19 protein-coding genes and 1 tRNA gene are annotated in these 17,997 nt (G+C 63.0%); 11 read left to right on the plus strand and 9 right to left on the minus strand.

Annotated elements, in window-relative coordinates; all coding sequences use genetic code 11:
• The first annotated feature begins 18 nt into the window (after positions 1–18).
• From KVX96_RS00235 to KVX96_RS00245, 3 genes are all read left to right on the plus strand, one after another.
• The gene (locus KVX96_RS00235; RefSeq protein WP_261191918.1) at positions 19–309 is read left to right on the plus strand and encodes a hypothetical protein; all 291 of its coding nucleotides are present in this window, start codon (positions 19–21) and stop codon (positions 307–309) included.
• On the plus strand, positions 287–985 hold the full coding sequence (locus KVX96_RS00240) for a transcriptional regulator (RefSeq protein ID WP_261191919.1): 699 nt from the start codon (positions 287–289) through the stop codon (positions 983–985). The genes KVX96_RS00235 and KVX96_RS00240 overlap by 23 nt, the downstream gene beginning before the upstream one ends.
• A 187-nt stretch (positions 986–1,172) precedes the next feature.
• Positions 1,173–2,207, plus strand: coding sequence for a LacI family DNA-binding transcriptional regulator (locus tag KVX96_RS00245; RefSeq protein WP_261191920.1), 1,035 nt, complete (start codon positions 1,173–1,175; stop codon positions 2,205–2,207).
• A gap of 172 nt (positions 2,208–2,379) precedes the next feature.
• Here KVX96_RS00245 and KVX96_RS00250 read toward each other — a convergent pair whose 3' ends face one another.
• Positions 2,380–3,048, minus strand: a complete 669-nt coding sequence (locus KVX96_RS00250; protein WP_261195342.1) for a DNA-3-methyladenine glycosylase I — start codon at positions 3,046–3,048, stop codon at positions 2,380–2,382.
• Between the two features lie 146 nt (positions 3,049–3,194).
• On the opposite strand from KVX96_RS00250, the gene KVX96_RS00255 reads away from it, so the two are divergent.
• A tRNA-Arg gene (locus tag KVX96_RS00255) sits at positions 3,195–3,271 on the plus strand.
• Between the two features lie 10 nt (positions 3,272–3,281).
• Here KVX96_RS00255 and KVX96_RS00260 read toward each other — a convergent pair.
• Positions 3,282–4,235, minus strand: a complete 954-nt coding sequence (locus KVX96_RS00260; RefSeq protein ID WP_261191921.1) for a formylglycine-generating enzyme family protein — start codon at positions 4,233–4,235, stop codon at positions 3,282–3,284.
• Positions 4,236–4,380: 145 nt separating this feature from the next.
• On the opposite strand from KVX96_RS00260, the gene KVX96_RS00265 reads away from it, so the two are divergent.
• The 7 genes from KVX96_RS00265 (at position 4,381) to KVX96_RS00295 (ending at position 9,149) form a co-directional block, all read left to right on the plus strand.
• Positions 4,381–5,139, plus strand: coding sequence for a DeoR/GlpR family DNA-binding transcription regulator (locus tag KVX96_RS00265; protein ID WP_261191922.1), 759 nt, complete (start codon positions 4,381–4,383; stop codon positions 5,137–5,139).
• An 87-nt stretch (positions 5,140–5,226) separates the two neighbouring features.
• Positions 5,227–5,838, plus strand: coding sequence for a ribonuclease D (locus KVX96_RS00270; protein ID WP_261191923.1), 612 nt, complete (start codon positions 5,227–5,229; stop codon positions 5,836–5,838).
• Positions 5,839–5,856: 18 nt separating this feature from the next.
• The gene (locus tag KVX96_RS00275) at positions 5,857–6,480 is read left to right on the plus strand and encodes an LPS export ABC transporter periplasmic protein LptC (protein ID WP_261191924.1); all 624 of its coding nucleotides are present in this window, start codon (positions 5,857–5,859) and stop codon (positions 6,478–6,480) included.
• A gap of 11 nt (positions 6,481–6,491) precedes the next feature.
• Entirely contained in the window at positions 6,492–6,992 is a 501-nt protein-coding gene (locus KVX96_RS00280) for an LptA/OstA family protein (protein ID WP_261191925.1), read from the plus strand.
• On the plus strand, positions 6,989–7,774 hold the full coding sequence (lptB, locus tag KVX96_RS00285; RefSeq protein WP_261191926.1) for an LPS export ABC transporter ATP-binding protein: 786 nt from the start codon (positions 6,989–6,991) through the stop codon (positions 7,772–7,774). Before KVX96_RS00280 ends, lptB begins: the two co-directional genes overlap by 4 nt.
• Positions 7,775–8,069: 295 nt before the next feature.
• Positions 8,070–8,645, plus strand: coding sequence for a ribosome hibernation-promoting factor, HPF/YfiA family (gene hpf / locus KVX96_RS00290; RefSeq protein WP_261191927.1), 576 nt, complete (start codon positions 8,070–8,072; stop codon positions 8,643–8,645).
• A 39-nt stretch (positions 8,646–8,684) separates the two neighbouring features.
• Positions 8,685–9,149, plus strand: coding sequence for a PTS sugar transporter subunit IIA (locus tag KVX96_RS00295; RefSeq protein WP_261191928.1), 465 nt, complete (start codon positions 8,685–8,687; stop codon positions 9,147–9,149).
• A 69-nt stretch (positions 9,150–9,218) separates the two neighbouring features.
• Here KVX96_RS00295 and KVX96_RS00300 read toward each other — a convergent pair whose 3' ends face one another.
• From KVX96_RS00300 to KVX96_RS00330, 7 genes are all read right to left on the minus strand, one after another.
• Positions 9,219–10,631, minus strand: a complete 1,413-nt coding sequence (locus KVX96_RS00300) for a nodulation protein NodH (RefSeq protein WP_261191929.1) — start codon at positions 10,629–10,631, stop codon at positions 9,219–9,221.
• 3 nt (positions 10,632–10,634) lie between these two features.
• The gene (locus tag KVX96_RS00305; RefSeq protein ID WP_261191930.1) at positions 10,635–12,332 is read right to left on the minus strand and encodes a beta-1,6-N-acetylglucosaminyltransferase; all 1,698 of its coding nucleotides are present in this window, start codon (positions 12,330–12,332) and stop codon (positions 10,635–10,637) included.
• Positions 12,329–13,339 (minus strand): glycosyltransferase family 2 protein, encoded by a 1,011-nt coding sequence (locus KVX96_RS00310; RefSeq protein WP_261191931.1) that lies wholly within the window; start codon positions 13,337–13,339, stop codon positions 12,329–12,331. The genes KVX96_RS00305 and KVX96_RS00310 overlap by 4 nt, the downstream gene beginning before the upstream one ends.
• Before the next feature lie 67 nt (positions 13,340–13,406).
• Positions 13,407–14,528 carry a glycosyltransferase family 4 protein gene (locus KVX96_RS00315; protein ID WP_261191932.1) on the minus strand — a complete coding sequence of 374 codons (1,122 nt, stop codon included), beginning with the start codon at positions 14,526–14,528 and terminating at the stop codon, positions 13,407–13,409.
• A 64-nt stretch (positions 14,529–14,592) separates the two neighbouring features.
• Entirely contained in the window at positions 14,593–15,579 is a 987-nt protein-coding gene (gene galE / locus KVX96_RS00320; protein ID WP_261191933.1) for a UDP-glucose 4-epimerase GalE, read from the minus strand.
• Positions 15,580–15,608: 29 nt separating this feature from the next.
• Positions 15,609–16,502 (minus strand): UTP--glucose-1-phosphate uridylyltransferase GalU, encoded by an 894-nt coding sequence (galU, locus tag KVX96_RS00325; protein ID WP_261191934.1) that lies wholly within the window; start codon positions 16,500–16,502, stop codon positions 15,609–15,611.
• A gap of 188 nt (positions 16,503–16,690) precedes the next feature.
• Positions 16,691–17,947 carry a glycosyltransferase family 2 protein gene (locus KVX96_RS00330; RefSeq protein ID WP_261191935.1) on the minus strand — a complete coding sequence of 419 codons (1,257 nt, stop codon included), beginning with the start codon at positions 17,945–17,947 and terminating at the stop codon, positions 16,691–16,693.
• Positions 17,948–17,997: the final 50 nt, after the last annotated feature.

Raw genomic sequence — 17,997 nt, forward strand, 5'->3', positions numbered from 1 at the left:
TGGCCCCATGTTCCCCCCATGAAACACACGCTCACCCTCTCCCTCGCGCTGCTGCTGGCCACTCTGGCTGCCCCTGCCAGCGCCGCCTGCTACGCCGACTACAAGGCCAAGCAGGACAATCCGCTTCGGCTGCACTACGGTGTGGCCAAACTGCCCGATGACGCCTGCTCCAAGACGCAGGCCGCGGATGTGCTGGCCAAAAAGCTGTCCAAGGACGGCTGGAGCCTGCTCAACGTGATCTCCGTCTTCGACGATTCGGGCCTTGCGGCAAAACGGGAGAACGCCGGTGACTTCTACCTCCGCTACTGACCTGCGCCGGTCCGCGGCCCGCGTGCTGAGCCTTGGGATCGGGGCCGTCGTTGTGCTGCTCGCGGGCGTTGCCGGCTTTCTGCTGCTCACTTTGCCCAGCGCCAATGCCTTCAATGAGAAGGTGGAACGGCTCTTCGTGGAAAACGACGATCTGACGTCAAACGCCGAGATCAAGCTGCTGGAGATCCTCGCCCAATCGGGCACTGCCTTCTCCGATACACTGAGTTCCTACCGGATGGTGATCTTCGTGCTTCTGGTTTTCGCCGCGATCATGCTGGTGGCCACGGTGATCTTTCTTTTTGCACTGCTGGTGCTGAACCGCCGCATGGGGGAGATCGAGCGCTCCGGCATTCAGGTGAATTCCCTGCTGATCAGTCGCGAGGAAAACACGGTTTACCTGAACAACATGGAGTTCAAGCTCACCGCCGCCGCCATCGAAACGCTTGGCATCCTCGCCGAAGCGCGGCTGGATGAGGAAGTGCTGAACGGGGTGCAGATCGAGGCGATGGTCTCGGGCAAATCCGAGGCCGATTGCGACGAGGCCGCCGGGGCCACGCGCATCAAGCGCCTGCGCGATGCGCTGGGAAACCAGATCGTGAGCGAACTTCTGGTGAAAACCATCGCCAGACGCGGCTACCTGCTCGCCATCGACAAAGACGTCATCCGGATGATTTGAGAAAAAGTAAGGGGGAGCGTTTTTGGCCCACCGCTCCCCCTTGTGATCCGTCAGCGTCGAGAGAAAGAGAGCTTGCAGGACGCGCCGGATTATCTGTTAGCGCAAACATAACAGGCGACAAGCGCTTGGACAAGGGCTTATTTGCCGCTAACAATGGGATACGCGCGTTTGTCGGGAGCAAGACGATTTGAAAAACGGTGACACGGCCGAGACCACACGATCCCTGACCCTGCGGGATGTTTCCGAAGCCTCCGGCGTGAGCGAGATGACCGTCTCCCGCGTGCTGCGCAACCGGGGCGATGTGTCCAAGGACACGCGCAAGAAGGTGCTCGATGCCGCCAAGCGGCTGGGCTACGTGCCCAACAAGATCGCGGGTGCGCTGGCCTCCAAACGGGTGAACCTTGTGGCGGTGGTGATTCCGTCGATGTCCAACATGGTGTTTCCCGAGGTGATGTCCTCCATCACGGCGGAACTGGATGACACCGAGCTACAGCCGGTGGTGGGCCTGACGAATTACATCCCGGAGCAGGAAGAAAAGGTACTCTACGAGATGCTCTCGTGGCGGCCCTCCGGCGTGATCGTGGCCGGACTGGAGCACACCGAGGCCTCCCGCGCCATGCTGCGCAATGCGGGCATCCCCGTTGTCGAGATCATGGATGTGGACGGCGATCCGATCGACACCGCCGTTGGCATCTCCCACCGCCGGGCCGGGCGCATGATGGCGCAGGCGATCCTGAAAGCGGGCTATGAGCACATCGGGTTCCTCGGCACCAAGATGCCGCTAGACCACCGCGCCCGTAAACGCTTTGAAGGCTTCACGGAAGCTTTGGCGAAAGCGGGATGCGAGATCGAAGATCAGGAGTTCTACTCCGGCGGTTCCGCCCTGAAGAAGGGCCGCGAGATGACGCAAGCCATGCTGGAGCGCTCGCCGGAGTTGGATTTTCTCTATTTCTCCAATGACATGATCGGCGCGGGCGGGCTTCTGTACCTGCGCGAGCAGGGCATCGACGTGCCCGGCCAGATCGGCCTTGCCGGGTTCAATGGCGTGGAGCTACTGGACGGCCTGCCCCAGCAACTGGCCACGATGGACGCCTGCCGTACCGAGATCGGCGCCATCGCCGCCCGGATCATCGCAGGCCGCACCGCGGGTGAAGAGGATGATTACGGCCAGCGCGTGGAGCTGACGCCGAAAATTCAGTACGGCCAGACGCTGAAGCGGTAGGTCGATCCGCGCCTAAGGTGCTTTTCTGACTCAAAGGCGGTGGGGGCTCTGTTCAGCACCGCCTCCACAAATATATTGCCGGCAAAGCCGGCCAGCCCCCTCCCCTTTCCCCGGGAGGGGGCTTTGCCCCCACCCAGGCTATGGGGCTGTCCCCAAACCAGCCGAAGCACGTTCACCCACAACTCATCGCCAGCACCCGACTGATTTCCGTCAGCGACCGCCCGCTTTCGGCCTTCCAGCCGTTGAACGCCTCCTGCACCGCCACAAGCGCCTTTTTCGACGTCGGCGGTTTGTCGATCACCCCTTCCGCGATCAGCCGTGCCACCACATCGCGCGACAGGATGAAGCTCTCCTTGCCCATCATCCGCAGCATGTATTGCCCCGAGGTGCCGCCGAGCCGAGAGCCCTCCTTCTTGATCAGCGCCAGAAGCCCGATGTAATCCTCCGACGGCCAGTCCGCGAAACAGCGCGCTGCACTGCCATGGCCGCGGGCGAGATCCAGAAGGAACACGGCATTTTCCTGGACCGTGCGGATCTTGGTGCCATTGCGCACGATGGCGGTATCGGTGAGCAGGCTGTCGAACCATGCGTCATCCATCATCGCGCAGGCGCCCGGATCGAACCCTTTGAAGGCCGTCTCGAAACCGGGCCATTTCGCCTCGATCACCTTCCAGCTGAACCCGGCCTGAAACACCGCCTTCGTCATCTGCGAAAGCCAACGATCATCGCCAATCTGCGCCAGTTCGGCAGGCGATTTTGGCGGCGTGAGCTGCGCCACAACGGCCTGCACCCCCCCGTGCCGATTGCCGGAAATTTCGAGTATTTCGTCAAACGTGCGCATCATGCCCCCCCTCGGCTCTCCATCCGGTGCCAGCTTACCCCAGCCCGCGCCCCGGTCAGCCCCCGAAATTTCGCATGCCTCCCAAGCGCAGGCGCGTGGCGGGCGGTTTACAGCGGCCTTGAGTTTGTGACACTACAGGCACGCGTGGCCCCGTGGCTCAACTGGATAGAGCAGCCCCCTCCTAAGGGGCAGGTTGCAGGTTCGAATCCTGCCGGGGTCACCAGCCCATCACGCTAATCAGGCCAGACCACCCGGAAGCCCTGATGGGTCGTTGTGCTGTCGGGCGAGGACCCCGTGCGCGCGGCGATTCGGTAGCGGTAGCAGTAGCTTGCGTGGCAGAGGAAGGAGCCGCCCTTCATCAGCTTATAGCCCTTCATCGCCGCGAGCTGTGCTTTCACCTCTTTCTTCAGCGAGCGGATGGTGAAGGCATCCGCCGTCCATTCCCAGGTGTTGCCCACCATGTTGGAAAGCCCGTAGCCGTTGGGCGCGAAGCTCTGCGCCGGGGCCGTAGTGAGAAAGCCGTCGGCGGCTGTATTCACATGAGGGAAGCGGCCCTGCCAGATGTTGCAGGGCTGATGACTTGTGTCATCAGGCTCGGCCTCGCCCCATGGAAAGCGCACGTCGCCCAGCCCGCCGCGCGCGGCGTGTTCCCATTCGGCTTCTGTGGGCAGACGTCCCCCGGCCCAGGCGGCATAGGCGCGGGCGTCGTTCCACGAGACATGCACCACCGGGTGATCGGCATGCCAGCTTGCAGCCCCTGTGCCCGGCCCATTGATGTTGCGCCAGTCGGCTCCGTCCACCCGGCGCCACCATTCGGCCCCCGACACCCCTTGCGTGTCGGGGTAGCCCTCCGGCACCTGCTGCCAGAACACGAAAGACCAGCCGAAGCGCTCGGCTTCTGTCACATGGCCCGTGGCCTCCACGAAGGCGGCGAATTGCGCGTTGGTGACGGCGGTTGCCCCCATGCGAAACGGCTTGATCTTGCTGCGCCGCAGGGGCGCTTCCCCGTCCACGGGTAGTTCGGGGCGGTTGGTGCCGATCAGGCTTGCGCCACCGGGAATGGCCACGGCCTGCGCTTTCAGCGCGTCGCGCAGGGCTTCGGGGGCCGGTTGCGGCGCAGGCGCGGCCTCACCCCCGCGCCCGGCAGCGGGCGCACAGCAGGATTTGGCGGCTGTATTATCGGTCATCTCGGGTTCACGCTTCAGCTTCGCGCCGCACTCTAGGCGCAGCGGGGAGCGAAGGCGAGGCCGCTTTCGTTTTCGTTTTCCCTTGATGCGGCGAACGGAAACGAACAGGTTGGCGCTACCAGAGACAGCCAAGGCACCGGAACAGATGGTCCAGAATTTCCGCGAACCGCAGATCCTCGAAATCGCCCGCACAGAGGGCAAGGTAAAGGTCGAGGATCTGGCCCGCCGGTTCGACGTGACGGTGCAAACGATCCGGCGCGATCTTTCGGATCTGGCTGAAGCGGGCAAGCTTGAGCGCGTCCATGGCGGCGCGGTGCTGCCCTCCGGCGTGTCCAACATCGGCTACGAGGATCGGCGCGGGCTCAACAGCGATGCGAAATCCGGCATCGCCCGGCTCTGCGCGCAATGCATCCCCGACGATGCCTCGCTGTTTCTCAACATCGGCACCAGCACCGAGGCCGTGGCGCGGGAGCTGCTGCACCACAAGAACCTGCTCGTCGTGACCAACAACATCAACGTGGCCAATATCCTTGTGGCCAACAGCGCCTGCCAGATCATGCTCTCGGGCGGCATGCTGCGGCGCTCCGATGGCGGGCTGACTGGCGATCTCACCACGCGCACCATCGAGCAGTTCAAGGTGGATTTCGCCGTCATCGGCTGTTCGGCCGTGGATGAAGACGGCGATCTGCTCGATTTCGATGTGCAGGAGGTCGGCGTGTCCAAAACCATCATCCGACAGGCGCGCACCACCTTCCTCGTGGCCGATCACTCCAAGTTCACCCGATCTGCCCCGGCGCGCATTGCCTCGCTCGCCGATGTGGGCGCGGTGTTCTCCGATGCGCCGCTGCCCGGCGATCTTGTGCAGAAATGCGCCGATTGGGGCACCGAGGTGCATATCGCTTAAGTCCCCACCCCGGCCATCAGTTGAGTTTGCGCCCCCAAAGGCTTATCTCCGCTGCAACGTGATCCTCACAGGGGAAGGCCCGGGCCAGTGGCGAACCATCTTTATCAGGGCGATCTGCCGGACGGTCTGGATTTGGGCCCCATCGTGGCAATCGATTGCGAGACAATGGGCCTGAACCCCCACCGGGACAGGCTCTGCCTCGTGCAGCTGTCCGGCGGCGACGGCCATGCCCACCTCGTGCAGATCGCCAAGGGCCAGACGGAGGCACCAAACCTCTGCCGCCTGCTGGAAGATCCCGACGTTCTGAAGCTCTTTCACTTCGGGCGGTTCGACATCGCGGCCATGTACAACACCTTCGGCGCGCTGGCCGCGCCCGTCTATTGCACCAAGATCGCCGCCAAGCTGATCCGCACCTACACCGACCGCCACGGGCTGAAGAACCTGCTCACCGAATATCTGAACGTGGATATCTCCAAGCATCAGCAAAGCTCGGACTGGGGTGCGGAGAAACTGACGAAGGCGCAGCTCGATTACGCCGCGAGCGATGTGCTCTACCTGCACCGGCTTAAGGCCGAACTGGATCAGCGCCTGCAGCGCGAAGGCCGTGCCGAAATCGCGCAGGCCTGTTTCGATTTCCTGCCCACGCGGGCCAAGCTCGATCTGGCCGGCTGGCCCGAGATCGACATTTTCGCCCACTAGCCGGGGCCGGGCAGCGCCATGCAACGGCCATCGGACGGCTACTCCCGCTTCATATCGCTCGCGAAGGTGCTGCTGCCCCTCGTAGCACTTGGGCTGCTGGCCACGCTCTTCCTGATTTCCGCGGAGCGCGAGGAAAGCGCAGGCATCCCCTATGCCGACGTGGAACTGGAAGAGATCGCGCGCGAACAGCGCATCAAGGCTCCGAAATTCTCCGGGCTCACCAGCGACGGCGCCTCCGTGACGCTTTCGGCCGATCTCGCACGGCCTAAGGGCAGCGACGGCCGCTCGCTGGAGGCCGAAGGGCTGACGCTTGTCTGGACTAGCCCGGACGGCAAACGCGTGGATGTGATCGGCAAGGAGGGCTCCTACACCTCCGGGCAGACCCTTGCCGAGCTGCACGGCGGCGTGGAGATCCAGACGTCGGACGGGATGCTTGTGACCACGGATGTGCTGGAGGCGGATCTGGGCACCACGCGGCTGCACAGCCCCGGCGAGGTGCGGGCGGTGGGGCGCATGGGCACGCTGGATGCCGCGCAGATGGAGCTGATTCAGAAGGGCGCGCAATACGTTATGGTTTTCAGCGGCGGGGTTAAGCTGGTATACGATCCGAACCAGAGTGCAGTTGGGGTTGTGGAACAGTGATTGGGTCAGGAATGCGGTTTTCAGCCACGTGTGTTGCGGCTCTCTTGCTGCTGGCCTCCCCCCTTGCCGCGCAGGGCACCCAGATCGGCTTTGGCGGGTTTCAAAGCGACACCAGCCAGCCCGTGGATGTGGCCGCCGATCAGCTTGAGGTGGATCAGGCCAGCGGCGCGGCCGTGTTCACCGGCAACGTGCTTGTCACACAGGGCGAGATGACGCTTTCGGCTGAAAGCCTGCGCGTTGAATATGCCGCCGCCGAGGGCGATACCCCCGGCGGGATTTCCCGGCTTCTGGCCAAGGGCAAGGTCGTGCTTGTCAATGGCGCGGATGCCGCCGAGGCCGATGAGGCGATCTACACCATCGCCACCGGCACGGTTGAGATGCAGGGCAATGTGCTGCTCACCCAAGGCCCCAACGTGATTTCATCCGAGAAGATGACGGCAAATCTGGAGACCGGCACCGCCCGGCTCGATGGCCGCGTGCGCACCACGCTCAAGAGCAGCCAATCGGAATGACAGACGCCCGCGCCCTGCAGGCCGAAGCGCGCGCGCGCGAAGCCGCCACGCCGCCCGAAAAAGGGCTTGTCGTGCGCGCCCTGCGCAAGAGTTACCGCAAGCGCACGGTGATCCGGAACGTGGATCTGCACCTCGATCAGGGGGAAGTGGTGGCCCTGCTCGGCCCCAACGGATCGGGCAAGACGACGTGTTTCTACACCATCGCGGGCCTTGTCACGCCGGAAGGCGGGCAGGTTCTGATCGACGGACGTGACGTCACGCTGCTCCCGATGTACCGCCGCGCCAAGCTCGGCATCGGCTACCTGCCGCAGGAAGTGTCGATCTTCCGGGGCATGTCGGTGGAGGAAAACATCCTCGCGATCCTCGAAGTCTCTGTCTCTGGTATTCACAAACGCCGCGAACGGCTGGACGATCTGCTGAGCGAGTTCTCCATCAGCCACCTGCGCCGCGCGCCCGCCATGGCGCTTTCGGGCGGCGAACGTCGCCGCGTGGAAATCGCCCGCTGCCTGGCCGCCAATCCGAAATACGTGCTGCTGGACGAACCCTTCGCCGGGGTCGATCCGATCGCCGTGGGCGAGATTCGCGGCCTCGTGGCCGATCTCAAGAATCGCGGCATCGGCGTGCTGATCACCGATCACAACGTGCGCGAAACGCTGGAGATCGTGGACCGCGCCTATATCCTGCACGATGGCGCCATTCTGATGAGCGGCACCACCGAAGAGGTGGTGCAGGATGAGAACGTCCGCCGGGTCTATCTTGGTGAGAGTTTCAGCATCCGCTGATCCGGCCCGCCTTTCTGCGCTGCAGCAGATCCTTTTTCTTTTTCCTTTGTTTTCAGCATTTCAGCCGCTTTCCGCACTGCGTCATCGCCGGAAACGATTGACAGCCCCCCGGAATCTGACGCCAAATATCGGTATGGACAGGCTCATTTCCAACGGCCGGCTTCGGAGAGGCAGCAGTGCACGTACGGCGCTGCGTCCCATCCTCACAAACAAGGTGAACCACCCGGCGACAGCCCGGAAGTGGGGGCTGAACGTCAGCGCCTGACTGTCCTGTATTTGGAACGAAGGAGGTTTCATGCGGTACCAAATCAGTGGAAAGCAGATCGATATCGGCAACGCGCTTCAGCAGCATGTTGAGGCAGAGCTTGGCGGGGTTGTGGCAAAATATGCCGAGCGCCCGACCGAGGCCGTCATCGTCTTTTCCAAGAACGCACACGAGTTTGTCTGCGAAACCACTGTCCACCTGTCCACCGGCCTCACGGCCCAGGCCCGCAACCACGCAACCGAGATCTACGCCGCCTTTGATGGCTGCGCCGACAAGATGGAAAAGCAGCTGCGCCGCTACAAGCGCCGCCTGAAGGACCATCACCGGGAGCGTTCACAGCCCGTTGAACTTTTTGGCGCATCCTCCTATATCCTCGCCTCGTCCGAGGATTCGGGCGACGGGGAGCCAGACTCCCTGCAGCCGATGATCATCGCCGAGATGGAAACCAAGGTTCCCGAGCTCTCGGTGGGTGAGGCGGTCATGCAGATGGAAATTGGCGGCGCGCCCTTGCTGGTGTTTCGCAACGAAGGCAACAACGGAATAAACGTGGTGTACCGCCGCGACGACGGCAACATCGGTTGGATTGATCCTCAGAACGCGACTTAACGCGCGCCACGCGGATCGCAGGCAACGAAGCGAAGGCACATGGAACTATCGAGCATATTGAAGTCCGCGGCCGTGAAGGTCGTGTCTAATGCATCCTCGAAGAAACGGATGTTCCAGGATCTCTGTGACGTGGCCGAAAGCTGCTACGGCATTCCTTCGCGGGATGCCGTGGAAGCCCTGCTTGAGCGGGAATCGCTCGGTCCGACGGGCGTGGGCAACGGCATTGCGCTGCCCCATGCCCGGATGGACGGGATCGAACATGTGGTCGGCGTGTTCCTGAAGATGGACAAGCCGCTGGATTTCGAATCCGTGGATCGCAAACCGGTGGATCTGGTCTTCGCCCTTTTCGCGCCTGTGGATTCCGGCGTGGAGCACCTGAAGGCGCTGGCGCTTGTCTCCCGCACGATGCGCGATCCGGCCATCTGCGCCAAACTGCGCGCCAACGACGATCCGTCCGTTCTGCACGCAATTCTGGTGGCGGATGCTGGGGCTCAAGCCGCTTAGGCTTCCCGAGCCAGAAAGATCAGACAAGCCGCCTTTCCGGGCGGCTTTCTTATTTCTGAAAAGCGTCGCTCAGCGTTTGTCCCAGGGCTTGAACCCATAGGCGAGGTAATCCCGCCCGTAGACATCCTTGCAGAGCTTCTCCAGATCCGCATCGTAGATCTCGGCCAAATCCGGCCCCTTCGCAGCCTCTTCTGCAAGCCGCGGCGCATCGATCCCCTGCTCCGCCGCCAGATAAGCGAGGCCCAACTCCAGTGTTGCTTCGCGGATGATCAGATCCGGCGCGATCACCTGTGAGAACCCGTGGATCACGGCGGCCTGCGTCGCGAAGGCGGGATCCATTCGCATCGGCGTCTGCCCCGCAAGGTTGGCCTTCACGAACTTCAGAAAAGCCGCAAAACAGGCGCGGTGATCCTCCGGCGACAGCGCCACGCCTTCTTCGGGCATAGGTGCCTCAAAGGCGCGGCCCAGATAGCCGCGGATCTCCAGAAACGCGCCTTCCCCGGTGGGCAGGATGCGTTCGCAAAACACCCGATGCGCGCGCGTCAGCGGATGGGAAACAACCGTAAACCCCCGATGCGCCTTGTTGCGGCGCAGCCATTGGCGCAGATCCTTCTGCGTCATGCCGGTGGTGAGCCCCTCCGCCCCCGCCAAGGCCTCCATCCAGCCGCGCACGCGGGCCGTGGGCCCTGCCGGGATCGGCTGGAACAGAAGTGGCGGCTCCTCGGCGGCCAGATAATTCGGTACACCCGCATTGCGCGCCGGCTCGATCTGCGGGGCCACGCCCAGCCCGTAGATGTCGAACCGCGCCAGCGCCGCCTCCATCTCGTCTGCGTTCTTCACCTTGTCGCGCAATGAGCCCGGATTCTGCCGCTTGAGGTTCTTCTGCAACTCGGGCAGCGGGGCGGCCGCGCCAAGATAAGCCCCGAGCCCGTTGATCACCTCCAGCGACTGCAGATCGCTGTAATCCACCCAGAAGGCCCCCTGCCCGGTTTCCTGCAGCGCATTGCGGATCATCGCGTGGAAGGCGGCGTTCTCGGACTGGAAGCGCTGGAACTCCGCCGCATCAAAGCGCACCTGCGCCTCGCGGTGGTGCTTCACGTTGGTGAGCTTCCACTGCCCGGTTTCCTGCGCGATCTTCCAGCTGACATAGCTTTCAAGCGTGTTGCGCGTGAGCACGATCTTGGCGCAGGCCGGATCGCCCAGCACATGGGCAAGGATGCGCGGATCGTGATCGTGGAAGAAGCGAAAGCCCGGCACCACGCCGCTTTCCGCCCGCATCGCGGCCAGCAGGCGCAGCGGATCAGCGTCGCGCTGCGCGGCCGTCAGCCCGAGGAGCGTGTCGCGCTTGGGATAGCCGATGAAATGCGGGTTGTAGGCCTCGCCGTGGCAGGTGAGATCTGGGAAGGCGTTGAGGTTGGATTCAAGGAAGTTCGAACCGGTCCGCATCCCCGCTAGAATGACGAAATAGGAGAACCCGCCCATGGGTTACTTCACCAGGTAGGGTTTGCGACGGCTGGATTTGCCCGGCGTGGGATCGTTGCCCACCGGGAAATCCCCCATCAGATAGGGGTGCATACCCTGGTTCTTGAGGTTCTGCAGGAACTGGCCGAAGCCCGTGAGATCAACCATGCGCGGCGCTTCGTTGAGGCGGCGCAGCGGGCGCGGGGCGATCTCGTCGATCACCGTTTGCAGGGGCTCCATCGGGGCCTCCACGAAATCCGCCATCGTCCAGATCCGCACACGGGCCTTTGCCGTGGTGGCGCGCAGCAGATCCAGATGCGCGTTCTCGATCTTCTGCAGTTCCGCGGCCTCCTTGCGGATGTCGGCGAAATTGAGGTTCGAGTTGAACAGCGGGATCGCCCAAGCCCCGGATATCACGGCGATCTGCGCATTGGGATCGCGCGCCAGCGTGGCGCCGATCTTCTGCACGTCGCGCGGGCCGAACTGGAAGCACTGCCGCTCCCCGCGCGTGTTCCAGACAAGGCTCGAAAGGAAGGCCTTCGGGTTGTAATCGCGAATCGCCGCGCTCTCGCTCAGGCAACCGTTGTAAACCGTCTGATCCCCGGTGAAATGCACCCGATCCTTGGCAAACAGATGCCCGTGCACCTTCAGCCCGGTGGCCTTGGTGAGCCAGGCCTCGAAATCCACGAAGAGATCCGAGAACCCTTGCAGCACCGCGTAAGGCGCAGCCGTGAGCCCGTTTTCCCAGCCCTCATGGGGAAAGCGGCTCTGCATCAGCAGGCCGGGCCGCCCCTTGGTGCGCCGCTCCACCGCCTTGGAGAAGATGCGATCGATCTTGCCGGGGTTCGGCTCGGCCCGGTTCATCGCGCCATCGGGCGAGGTGAGGAAGGCCTCGTAAAGCTTCTCTGCATCCGGCCAGATCTTGCGCGCCACAAAGCAATCGGAGCGGCGCAGAAGCTGCAGGTGATCGTCGTAGAAGATATGCGGCTTGCCCTGGAAATCGAATTTCGACAGCGTCAGCGACCGGCTTTCGATCCGGGTGGAATAGAGCCGCGCCAGCGTCTGGTAGTAGCTTTCATCCGGGATCCAGACGCGCTTGAAATAGGCATCATAGGCGGCGCGATCCGGATCCTGCAGGATGGCCGACAGCGTCTGCCGCGTGAGGCACCACCATTGCGAGCCCATATGCGGCACCAGCCCCGAAGGGATGCGCCGCTTGAAGCGCACCAGCCGCTGCAGGCGCACATAGGCGTCGAAGGCCTTACGGTGCTTCTTCCAGCTGAAGGGAAAGCGCAGGGTGAAGCGCTCCTTGTCGAGCCCACCAACCGTCCAGGGCACATCCTCGGTGGTGGCAGATTCGATGAAATCCGTCTTCGGGCGCTCGGCGAGGTAATCGATCAGCTCCTGCACTGGGCGCAGGGGCAGGCAAGAGCCGGACGACAGGTACACATGGCTCACCTGCGGGTATTTCGCGAGCATCACCTCTGAGGCGATCTGGCTTGCCTCCACCAAGGACCACGTGCCCCAGTCGCAGCGCAGCCGCCGGGTGAAGCGCAGGTTTTCCAGATCCGAAAGGCTATCGACGAAGGGGCGGTAGTCATCCTCCGCAACCCGCTTGTCGACGTGGATCACCACCGGGCAGCCCGCCGCATGCCAGTGCCGCGCCACCTGAGCGGCGCGGGGCAGCGCGGTATGCGCCAGCATGACGATGCCCACCGTCATGCCCAGTTCCCCTTGGACATCAGCCCCAGAATCTCAAGCTGGCGCCAGTTGATGTATTTCTCGCTCCATTTGCACCAGAGCTCGGGATTGGCCTTCATCGCCTCGTTGTAGGCCATGTATTCCTTGCTGTTGGCGAAATGCTGTTTGCGCTCCAGCTCCTCCTTGGCCTTTTTGCCGAAGGTCGAGAGGAACTTGGCGTGCAAGAGGCAGCCCGAGGCTTTCTCCCCGCCCCATTCGTCATAAACAAGGTTGAGCCCGCGCGGCAGCAGCATATGGGTGGAGCTGACATAGGCGTAGCGGCGATCCCATTTCACCAGCGGCACCTTGTTGAGCGCCGGGGCGCGTTCGGGCTGGTCGGCAAAGAACATCCGCGCCCTTGGCCCGCCCTGAATCCAGAGATTGCCGTAGAGGCTGTTGCGGCTCATCACGTAGTTGCCGGAGTCAAACCATGAGGCGATCTCGAACGGATCCTGCCCGCTGCGGTAGGGCTGCTCGTCCACGCCGCCCTTCGGGTACATGTCGAGGATCATCGCGCCGAAGCTCTTGATCGAGGAGGCATCCAGCCAATCGGTGAGCGCGCGCAGGGAACGGGTGTCGCAGAACGGGTAGACGAGGAATTCATCCACATCCACCGTCAGGCACCAGTGACGATGGCCATAGCGCATCTGCAGCCAGTTCAGCCAATCCATCCCGAAACGCGAGCGCTTGTAGCTCTTGGCCGAACTCCAGAGCGAGACATCCGGCTGATCCTCAAGGAACTCGCGGGTGCCGTCGGTGCTGCCGTTGTCCACGAAAATGAAGTGGTCCACGCCAAGATTGCGGTAGTATTTCAGGAAGAACGACAGCCGCACCTTCTCGTTGCGGACGGTGCTGAACACGAGGATGTCGTCGGGGCGGATATGGGCGGTACGGTTGCGCACGGAAGCCAGCTCCCGCCGCTTTCGAAGGGCGCGGATCAGCCATTTCCTGCGTTGTAGACGCAAGCGATATGATCTTAACGCACTCACGCTTTTTCCCTACCGGTCCGTGGCTGCGCCTCCATCCCCGGCGCGCCCTTCCCACCCGGCAATCGGATCAGGATCCGAAAACGGTTGCGAAATGATCGCTCCAGACTGGCGGGCGGAACCCGTTGGCACCGATTTTTCTTTCCTTAACAGATGCTTCCGCAAGCATCCTGATCGCCTTCTCCCATTGATACTGATCAGAGGCATCGGCGTAAATGGGAATGTTTCCAAGCGTTTCGCGATAAACCGGAAGTGTGTTGCAGACGACCGGCACGCCCAGCGCGGCCGCTTCCAGCGGCGGCAGCCCGTAGCCCTCCGCAAGGCTCGGAAACAGAAGCGCCTGCGCCCCGGCGATCAAAGGGGCCAGATCTTCATCCGCCACCCCGCCAAGCTCCTGCACCCTGCCCTGCCAGTGTGCGGTATCGTCGAGCCGGTCAAAGACTTCCGCGTTGTTCCAACCGCGCTTGCCAACGATCTTTAGCAGGGGCACGTCCCCGCCTTCGGCCAGAAGCCTGTCCCAGACATCCAGCAGCAGCGCGTGGTTCTTGCGCGGCTCAATCGTGCCCAGCGCGAGGAAATAGGGCGCTTCGGCCTCCGCTGCGGGAGCAAGCTCCGGCAAATCGAGGCCGAGCGGCGCGACGACAGCAGGCGGCACGCGGCCAAAGCGTTCCATGTGCCGCTCCGCATCGGTGCGGGCTGTCTGCGTGGTGTAAATGCAGCGGGTCGCAGACCGGCTCACCGCCTGCATCCGGCGGGCAAAGGCCTCAACCGTGCCGGGGCGCTGGTACTCGGGGTGGTCGAGCGGGATGACATCATGCACCAGCACATGGGCCGTGCCATCGCGCGTGGCCGCGAAGAGCGCGGGCGTCAGGTTGGAATGGCCGGTGTTGTAAAAGTCAAAGCCTTCCGGAAAGGCCTTGGCGAGGCAGGCCCTCAGGCGCCGTGGCACAGAGCGCGCGATGGCGACGCTGCGCACGGCTGTTTCGATTTCCTGCGCAGGCAGATCCCGCACGGGGGGCAGACGCGAGAGCAAATCCCGCCCGCCCGGTGCGGCGTGAGTCAACCAGCCCTGAAGTGCTCCAAGCCCGTTTTGATCCAGCAGAAGATAGCCATAGCGGCTGCGCAGCAGGCCGAAGGCCGGATCGGGACGCGCGATCAGCTCTGCCAGATAGGCGGCTTCAACGCGGTCCACGCCTGTGAAAGGGCCTTTGCCATAGCGCGAAACAAGCCGCGTGACGTCCAGCAGGCGGGGCCTGTTACTTAGTGTAGTGGCCGTTCTGGTGCCATCTCCAGGCATCGGCGATCATCGTCTCCAGCGTCGAGCGTGTCGGGGTCCACCCCAGTTCCTTTTCCGCCCTTTCGCTGCCCGAGACAAGCTTCGTGCAATCGCCCGCGCGGCGTGCGCCCTCGACGATGGGCACCTGCTTGTTGGTGACGCTATTGGAGTGATCCACCACTTCGCGCACCGAGAAGCCATCCCCGGTGCCAAGGTTGAACACCCGGTTGCCCTTGCCCTCTTCCAGCCATTTGAGGCCAAGAATATGCGCCTCCACCAGATCCATCACATGGACGTAATCGCGGATGCAGGTGCCATCGGGCGTGGGGTAATCGGTGCCATAGATCGTAAGCGCCGCGCGCTTGCCTTCGATCGCGTCCAGCATCAGCGGGATCAGGTGGGTTTCGGGCTGGTGGAACTCGCCCACCTCGCCTTCGGGATCGGCCCCGGCCACGTTGAAGTAGCGGAAGATCACGTTGTTCAGCCCATGGCTCGCCGAAAAATCCGCGAGGATCTGTTCGATGGCCAGCTTGGAGCCGCCATAGGCGTTGATCGGGTGCTGCGGCGTGGTCTCGTCCAGCAGCACGTTGTCGTGCTCGCCATAGGTGGCACAGGTGGAGGAGAAGACGAAGTTCAGGCAGCCGGCTTCCACCGCCGCTTCAACGAGGTTCACCGCGCCCAGCACGTTCTCGCGCCAGTATTTTCCCGGCAGCTGCATGCTTTCACCGACTTGGCTCAGGGCGGCGAAATGCATGACGGCCACGGGCTTGTGAGCGTCGAAGGCGGCCTTGATGGCCGCCTTATCGAGCAGATCGCCCTGCACGAGCGGGCCGAATTTCACAGCCTCTGCCCAGCCCGTCGAAATATTGTCAAAGGTAACCGGAGTATAGCCCGCGCGCGCGAGCGCCTTGCAGGCATGCGAGCCGATATAGCCCGCACCGCCAGTCACAAGCACTGTCTTTTGCATTCAGGATCTCCGGGGAGGGTGGGGGCCGACTACTCGGCCACCTTCTTCATGTGGACCATCTCTTCGAGGAAGCCGGACAGCTCTTCGCGCAACTCATCGCGGGCAAGACCGAAGGCCACAGTGGCCTGCAGGAAGCCCGCCTTGGAACCACAGTCAAAGCGTTGGCCACGGAAGCGGTAGCCGAACACGTCGCGCCCGGCTTCAATTTCCTGAGCGATGGCATCGGTAAGTTGGATTTCCCCACCAGCGCCTTCCTTCTTGGCGTTGAGGTTCCGCATGACCTGTGGCGTGAGGATATAACGGCCAATCACAGCCAGGTTGGAAGGTGCGCTCTCGGGCTCGGGCTTTTCGACCATGCCCTTCACAGACACGATGCTGCCCATGTCTTCCTGCACGTCCAGAAGACCATACGCCGCGGCTTTCTCCTGCGGGACTTCCATGGCGGCAACCATGTTGCCACCGGTTTCCTCATAGGCCTCGACCATCTGCTTGAGGCAGGAGGTTTCAGCGGCGATCACGTCATCCGGCAGGATCACGGCGAAAGGCTCGTTGGCGATCAGGCGGCGGGCGCACCACACGGCATGGCCAAGACCCAACGCGTCGTGCTGGCGGATATAGGCGATCGCGCCACTTTCCATGTTCGTCTTTTTCAGCTCGTTCAGAAGCTCCGTCTTGTTCTTCTTGCGAAGCGACTGCTCAAGCTGGGGGTTGGTGTCGAAGTAATCCTCAAGCGCACTTTTGCCGCGCGAGGTCACGAAAATGAATTCCTTGATCCCGGCTTCGCGGGCCTCATCGATCGCATATTGAATCAGCGGCCGGTCCACCAGCGTCATGATTTCTTTCGGAACGGATTTCGTCGCAGGCAGGAAGCGTGTGCCCATGCCGGCCACAGGAAAAATCGCCTTCGTTACTTTACGTCGCATGATCGGACCTTGTTACCAATAAGTTTGTTCAGAGTGGGAAGAGCATACGCTGCAGCGCAGAAAAAACAAACGACTATCGCTCCCAACACTCGCGAAGGAGGGTAAATCAATCCCTTCCGCTTGGATAGTTACGCAAGTTTTCATGCTTTTGCAAAAGAATGGTGAAAATTTCGGCACGGATACCATGTTCACCCTTCTTTTCCTCCCGGTTCAGGCCAGCGCAGTTGGCGCAGGCGGCGGATTTCATGTTTGGCCCTGTCCATACTGCGCCAAAGGTGCGGTGCAGGCTCGGACCGGATCGACCTCCCGAAGATGCCTCCGTTTTGTTCCCATATGCCATCCTCCCGGAAGGACGCTCTGTGGCGCAAAGGGGTAGCGCTGAAACAAAAGAGGGTTGTTACCTCCCCCGACTGGCGCAAGGCTCTGGCCTGTTTTTCAAGCCGCTGCCGCCTGCGCCAGTGCCCTGCCCGCCAGGACGCCGCGCGCGGCGCGTCCGCCGTTACCAAAACCGGAGTGCCACAGGGGTCCGCCAGAGGGGGCAAAGGCTGCAGCACGGCCTCCGCGCCTGCGGCAAACCCGGCCTGCAAACGCGCCATCAGTCGGCCAACTGCCGCAGGGTCCAACGTTCCGGCCACCATGTGGTGCAAAAGCCTGCGTCGCTGGGCATGGGCAAACTCCGCCATGGCAGCCTCCCGCTGCGACTGATGCAAGTGTCGGCGCAGCAGGACCGCCTGACTGCGGCCGATCTCGAACAGGTCGCGAGGAGTGCGATCCGCGCGCCGGGCGGCATTCTCGCTGAACCCGTGGTGCACGAGGGCGAGCGGCGCAAAGGCCGTCGCGTGGCCGGCGGCTGCCATCCGCAGGTTCAGGTCGGTCTCGTCGTTGAAATATCGGTAGGCGGGATCAAACCCGCCCATGGCGCGCAGGGTGGCGGCGCGGAAAGCGCAGTTCGTGCCTTGAGTCTTGGCGGCATAGCCTTGAGGCGGCAACGCCACGAAGGGCGCATCACCGGAGGGCGGCGTCAGGGCGATCTCGCTCCCGTCCGGTGCCACAGCCCGCGCGCGCCACTGGTGGCTGATCCCGTTGCGCCCCAGCACAAAACCCCCGACGGCCTCCGCCCCCGGCAAAGCAAAACCGGCCAGCAGATGGGTGATCCACTTGGGCTCTGCAGCGGCGTCATCGTCGATGAAGGCCACCACCGCCCCGTGCGCCGCTGCGACCCCAAGGTTGCGCGCCGCCGACAGGTTGGCCTCGTCATAGGGCAGCAGCACGACGCCCGACCGGGACGCAAGATCGGCAACATGGGCACAGCCCGCCGGATCAGCCACGACGATGATCTCAAGCGGTCGGTAATATTGCTGAAGCAGGGACAACAGGCAACGGTACAGGCCCTTCGGACGCCCGCGCGAGGCGACGACGATCGAAACGAGTGTACCCTGTGCCATGCCCCTGCCCGCGTTCGATGCCTTTTTCGGGCATCCCTTTCTGGCAGCCT

Origin of the sequence: Pseudoruegeria sp. SHC-113 (assembly GCF_025376885.1) — a bacterium.
In the GTDB taxonomy this organism is placed as follows: domain Bacteria; phylum Pseudomonadota; class Alphaproteobacteria; order Rhodobacterales; family Rhodobacteraceae; genus Pseudoruegeria.